Below are 5539 nucleotides of genomic sequence, written 5' to 3' on the forward strand. Positions count from 1 at the left end.
GGGTCGTCCCCTAGGGGACGAAAAACGATTGGCCCTCACCAGGCCCGCGTCACTAAACTCTCCGCTCTTGCCCGCCTCCCCGCAGGGAGTGCCACCGCCCGGACGGAAACCGGCCGGTATCCCACTCAGGTCTTCTCAGGTCTTCCGGAGGCACCCCCTTGTCCACGCCCGCCACCGACCCCCTCGGCGATCCCCTCGACGACCCCCTCGCCCGCGAACGCACCCACCTCGCCTCCTCCCGTTCCGCCCTGCGCGCCATGCGCGAGGACGTCGAGTCCCTCGACATCAAGGACGTCACGGCGAACTGGGTCAACGCCGAGGTACTGGCCCGCCAGATCGACGAGCGCATCAAGGCACTGGCCGACCTCAGCGACACCCCGCTGTTCTTCGGCCGCCTCAACTACCTGCACGCACCCGGCGCCGAGCAGGCGGAGGGCGCGGAGGGCGAGCAGTTCTACATCGGGCGCCGGCATGTGCACGACGGCGACGGCGACCCGATGGTCATCGACTGGCGGGCGCCGGTCTCGCAGCCGTTCTACCGGGCGTCGAAGAAGGACCCGCAGGACATCTCGCTGCGCCGCCGCTTCGGTTACACGGGCGGCGACCTCACGGCGTACGAGGACGAGCACCTCATGGACCCGGCCGAGGCCGCCGCCACCAGCAAGCTGCTCCAGCAGGAGATCGAACGGCCCCGCGTCGGCCCGATGCGCGACATCGTCGCCACCATCCAGCCCGAGCAGGACGAGATCGTACGGTCCGGACTCGGCGGGACGGTGTGCGTACAGGGCGGCCCGGGCACCGGGAAGACCGCCGTCGGCCTGCACCGCGTCGCCTACCTCCTCTACGCCCACCGCGAGCGGCTGGCCCGCACCGGCACCCTCGTCATCGGGCCGAACAAGTCCTTCCTCCACTACATCGAGCAAGTCCTGCCCGCGCTGGGCGAGTTGACGGTCCGCCAGGGTACGGTCGACGACCTGGTGGCCCATGTCGAGGTGCGCGGCACGGACGAGGCACCGGCCGCCGTCGTCAAGGGCGACGCGCGGATGGCGGAGGTGCTGCGCAGGGCCGTCTACTCGCACGTGAGCATCCCGACCGAGCCGGTGATGGTGGTGCGGGGCTCGCGCCGCTGGCGGGTCCCGGCGTACGAACTCGAAGCCATCGTGCGGGAGTTGCTCGACCGCGACATCCGCTACGGCGCCGCCCGCGAGGCCCTGCCGCAGCGCATCGCGCATGCCGTGCTGGTGCAGATGGAGCGGTCCGGGGAGGCGCCGGACGACCGGGTGCAGGACGCGGTGGCGCGCAACGCGGCGGTGAAGGCGGCCGTAAAAGCGGTCTGGCCGCCGGTCGAGCCGGAGAAGCTGGTGCTGCGGCTGCTCACGGACGCGGACTTCCTCGCCGTCCACGCGGACGGGATCCTCGACGAGGACGAACAGAAGACGATCCTGTGGCCGAAGCCCGTCCGAAGCGTGAAGGCCGCCAAGTGGGCCGCCGCGGACGCCGTGTTGATCGACGAGGCGACCGACATCGTCCAGCGGACGCACTCGCTCGGACATGTGGTGCTCGACGAGGCGCAGGACCTCTCCCCGATGCAGTACCGCGCGGTGGGCCGCCGCTGCACGACCGGTTCCGCGACCGTCCTCGGGGACCTGGCGCAGGGCACCACGCCCTGGGCGACGCGGAGTTGGGACGAGGCGCTGGCCCATCTCGGCAAGTCGGAGGGTGTGATCGAGGAGTTGACGGCCGGTTTCCGCGTGCCGACGGACGTCATCACCTACGCCTCCCGGCTGCTCCCCCACATCGCGCCGGGCCTGACCCCGGTCGCGTCGGTCCGTGAGAACCCGGGCTTCTTCGACCTCCGTGAGACCGCCGGGACGGCCCAAGTGGTCGCCGCCTGCGAGGAGTTGCTGCGCAACGAGGGTTCGACGGGCCTGATCGCGGCGGACGCCCGCGTCCCCGAACTCGCGGAGGCCCTGACGGCGGCGGGCATCGGCTACATCGACCCGGGCGAGGAGACGACCGTGGACACCCGTCTGACCCTGGTCCCGGCCTCGCTCGCGAAGGGCCTGGAGTACGACTACGTGGTCCTCGACGAGCCGCAGGCCGTGGTCGACGGCGAACCGGACGAACGCACCGGCCTGCGCCGCCTGTACGTCGCCCTGACCCGAGCGGTGTCGGGCCTGATCGTCACCCACACTGCACCGCTGCCGGCCCAACTCGCCTAGGGTCTGTCGGCACCCCGGAATCGGCGCGCACCTGAGGGCGCGCACGGCGCGCGGCGGGCCACCGGGTGCGCTGGCCCGCGCCGCTCTCACCCCGGTACGCCCGCTCGAAATTGTTCGGTCCCTACGGGCGTGGTCCCCGTCGGCCCGACAGTAGGGGGTCCATCGCACGGAACGTGGGGGAAATCATGATGGATCCGATCACATCGGCCACAGCCACGGCCCTGGTGGGGGCCATGGCCACGGACGTCTGGCAGCAGGCCCGGACGGCCGTGGTCGCCTGGTGCCGCCGGAGCCGTCCGGAGGCGGCGGAGCTGGTGGACACGGCGTTCACGGAGTCGCGCGAGCGGGTGCTCACGGCGCGCGGGGCGCGGGACGAGCGCGGGGAGGCCCTCGTGGTCGCGGACTGGCAGCTCAGGCTGGCCGCGCTGCTGCGGGAGGACCGGGCCCTGGCGGAGGGGCTGCGCCGGTTGCTCGACGAGGAGATAGCGCCGCTGCTGGCCCTGACCCTGGCCGACCGGGCGAACACCCCTGCCGCGCCTCAGGAGTTCAGGGCCGAGGCCTCCGGGCACGGGCGGGTGTACCAGTCCGGCCGCGACCAGAAGATCGTCGAGTCATGAGCACGTCCGAAGACCACCGCGCGGACGGACTCGAAGGCCACCGCGTGGATGAACGCGAAGGCCGCCGCGTGGACGGACTCGAAGGCCACCGCACGGGCGAACTCGAAGACCGCCACGCGGGCGTGGAGGACGTACGCCTGCTCGCCGACGCCTCCGACCGGTCCCGGATCTACCAGGCGCGCCGGGACCTGTACGCGTCGGAGCGGGACCTCCATCTGCACTACGAGGACGGGGTGCGCACCGCCCGCCGGGTGCACACCGCCGACGAGTCCCAGGAGTGCCCGTATCCCGGGCTCGCCGCGTTCGGCGCCGAGCAGGCCCGGTGGTTCTTCGGGCGGGACGCGCTCGTCGCCAAACTCCTGGTACGGCTGGACAGTTGCCTCACTCAGGGCGGCGCGCTGGTCGTCGTCGCCCCGTCCGGGGCCGGGAAGTCCTCGCTGCTGCGGGCCGGGCTTCTGCCGGAGATCGCCCGGGGTGCCCTGCCGGGTTCGGCGCGCTGGGCCTGCCGGTGGCTGACCCCGACCGCCCACCCGACGGCGGCCCTGGCCGCGTGTCTGCCGGAGGCGGCCGACGGCTCAACCGACGTACGGCGCAAGGTACTTGTCGTCGACCAGCTGGAGGAGCTGTTCACGCTCTGCTCCGACGAGCAGGAGCGCCGTGAGTTCCTGGACACGGTCCTGGACCTCGCGGAACCGGGCCCGCACGGCGAACCGCCCGCAGGGCTGGTGGTCTTCGGGCTGCGCTCGGACTTCTACACGCCCTGCGCCGCGTATCCCCGGCTGCTGGACGCCGTCGAGCGCAACCAGGTGCTCGTGGGACCGCTGTCCCCGGCCGGTGTCCGGGAGGCAATTCTGTATCCGGCCCGCACGGTCGGCCTCGACGTCGAACCGGGCCTGGTCGAGCTCCTGTTGAGCGATCTCGGCGCACCCACACTCGCATCGGCGCCCGCACCTGGTGAGCCGGTGGCGGGCGAAGAGGTGTGCGCCGCCTACGAGATCGGGCGGCTGCCCCTGCTGGCGCACGCCCTGCGGGCCACCTGGCTGCGGCGGGCCGGGCATGTCCTCACGGTGGACGGCTACCGGGCCACCGGCGGTATCGCCCACAGCGTGACCACCGCCGCCGACCGCCTCTTCGACGCGCTGGACCCGGCCGCGCGGCGGACGGCGCGGACGATGTTCCTGCGTCTGGTCAGGTTCGGCGAGGACGGCGGCGACACCCGACGCCCCGCCGCCTACGCGGAGTTGGTCGGCGGCGGCGCGGATGCGGACGGCACCGCCGCGGTGGTCGAGGCCTTCACCCGGGGGCGCCTGCTGACCCGGGAGCAGGACCGGGTCGCCATCACCCATGAGGTGCTGCTGCGGGCGTGGCCCCGGCTGCGGCAGTGGATCGAGGCGCATCGCGCCGAGTACGTGGTCCGGCAGCAGTTCGAGGAGGCGGCCTCGGCGTGGCAACAGGCGGACCGTGACCCGGGGTTGCTCTACCGGGGCGGCCGGCTGGCGACGGCCCGCGCCTGGACCGAGCGGCACGGCACGGACCGACTCGACGCGACCACGGCCGCGTTCCTCGCCGCCTCCGCCCGACTGCGGCTGCGCGCCCGCCGTATCCGCCGCGGGGTCGTGGTCGTCCTGGCGGTGCTGGCGCTGCTGGCCTCGGGTTCCGCGGTCGTCGCGTTCCAGCAGCGTGGTACGGCACGGCACGAGCGGAACACGGCGATCCTCGGGGAGATCAGGGCGGAGGCGGACCAAGTCAGGCTCGGGGACCCGTCGTTGGCGGCGCAGCTGGATCTGGTGGCGCAGCGGATGGCACCGGCGGCGGGGACGGCGACGCGGTTGATCAGCGCGCAGAACCTGGCGCTGTCCACGGTGTTGCCTGGCCACACGGACCGGGTGGACACCCTGGCCTTCAGCCCGGACGGGCGGTTGCTGGCGAGTGCCGGGGACGACCGCACGATCCGCCTGTGGAGCACGGCCCGCGCGGGTCAACCGGCGTCGCCGGGCGCCCCGTTGCGTGGTTTCGCCGGTCCGGTGCGGGTGCTGTCCTTCAGTCCGGACGGGCGGATCCTCGCCGCCACCGGCGACGACGGAAGAGTGCGCCTGTGGGGCATGGCCGACCCCCGTCACCCGGCCCGTCTCGGCGTCCCGTACGACGTCGGCGCGGGGGCGCTCGGGGCCCTCGCCTTCGGCCCGGACGGGCACACCCTGGCGGTCGCGGGGCAGGACGGCCGGATCCGGCTCCTCGACCTCACCTCTCCCGCGCGTCCCGAGCCCCTGGCCGACCCCCTCACCGGGGCCTCGGGCCGGGTGAACGGGCTCGCCTTCAGTCCCGACGGCTCCCTGCTGGCCTGTGGCGGCTCCGACGCGACCGTACGGCTGTGGCGGGTCGCCGACCCCCGGCGTCCGCGGCCGCTCGGCCCGCTCCCCGGCCGTATCTCCTACCAGTCGGGGGTTCCGGGTGCCGCCCGGGCGGTCGCGTTCAGTCCCGACGGACGCACGCTGGCCGTCGGCGGCAGTGACAACAGGGCCCACCTGTGGAACGTCGCCGATCCCGAAGAGCCCGTCGCGATGGAGCAGTTGGAGAGCAACAACGCCGTCAACGCGGTGGCCTTCTCACCCACCGGGAACCTGCTGGCGTACGGCGGCGACGAGAACAACATCCGGTTGCGCAACGTCGTACGGCCGGACGACGTTGCGCAACCGGATG

General features: G+C 73.1%; 2 protein-coding genes and 1 pseudogene. All 3 read left to right on the plus strand.

Features of this window, described 5'->3' with window-relative positions; genetic code table 11:
* The first annotated feature begins 158 nt into the window (after positions 1-158).
* On the plus strand, positions 159-2222 hold the full coding sequence (locus JHN45_RS50000; RefSeq protein WP_201056102.1) for a UvrD-helicase domain-containing protein: 2064 nt from the start codon (positions 159-161) through the stop codon (positions 2220-2222).
* 185 nt (positions 2223-2407) lie between these two features.
* Complete coding sequence (locus JHN45_RS50005) at positions 2408-2839, plus strand: hypothetical protein (protein WP_236584989.1); 432 nt, start codon at positions 2408-2410, stop codon at positions 2837-2839.
* Positions 2836-5539: pseudogene (locus JHN45_RS50010) on the plus strand (hypothetical protein); the annotation flags it as partial. The gene JHN45_RS50005 and the pseudogene JHN45_RS50010, both read left to right, overlap by 4 nt.

It is taken from the genome of Streptomyces sp. MBT53 (assembly GCF_016654115.1).
In the GTDB taxonomy this organism is placed as follows: domain Bacteria; phylum Actinomycetota; class Actinomycetes; order Streptomycetales; family Streptomycetaceae; genus Streptomyces.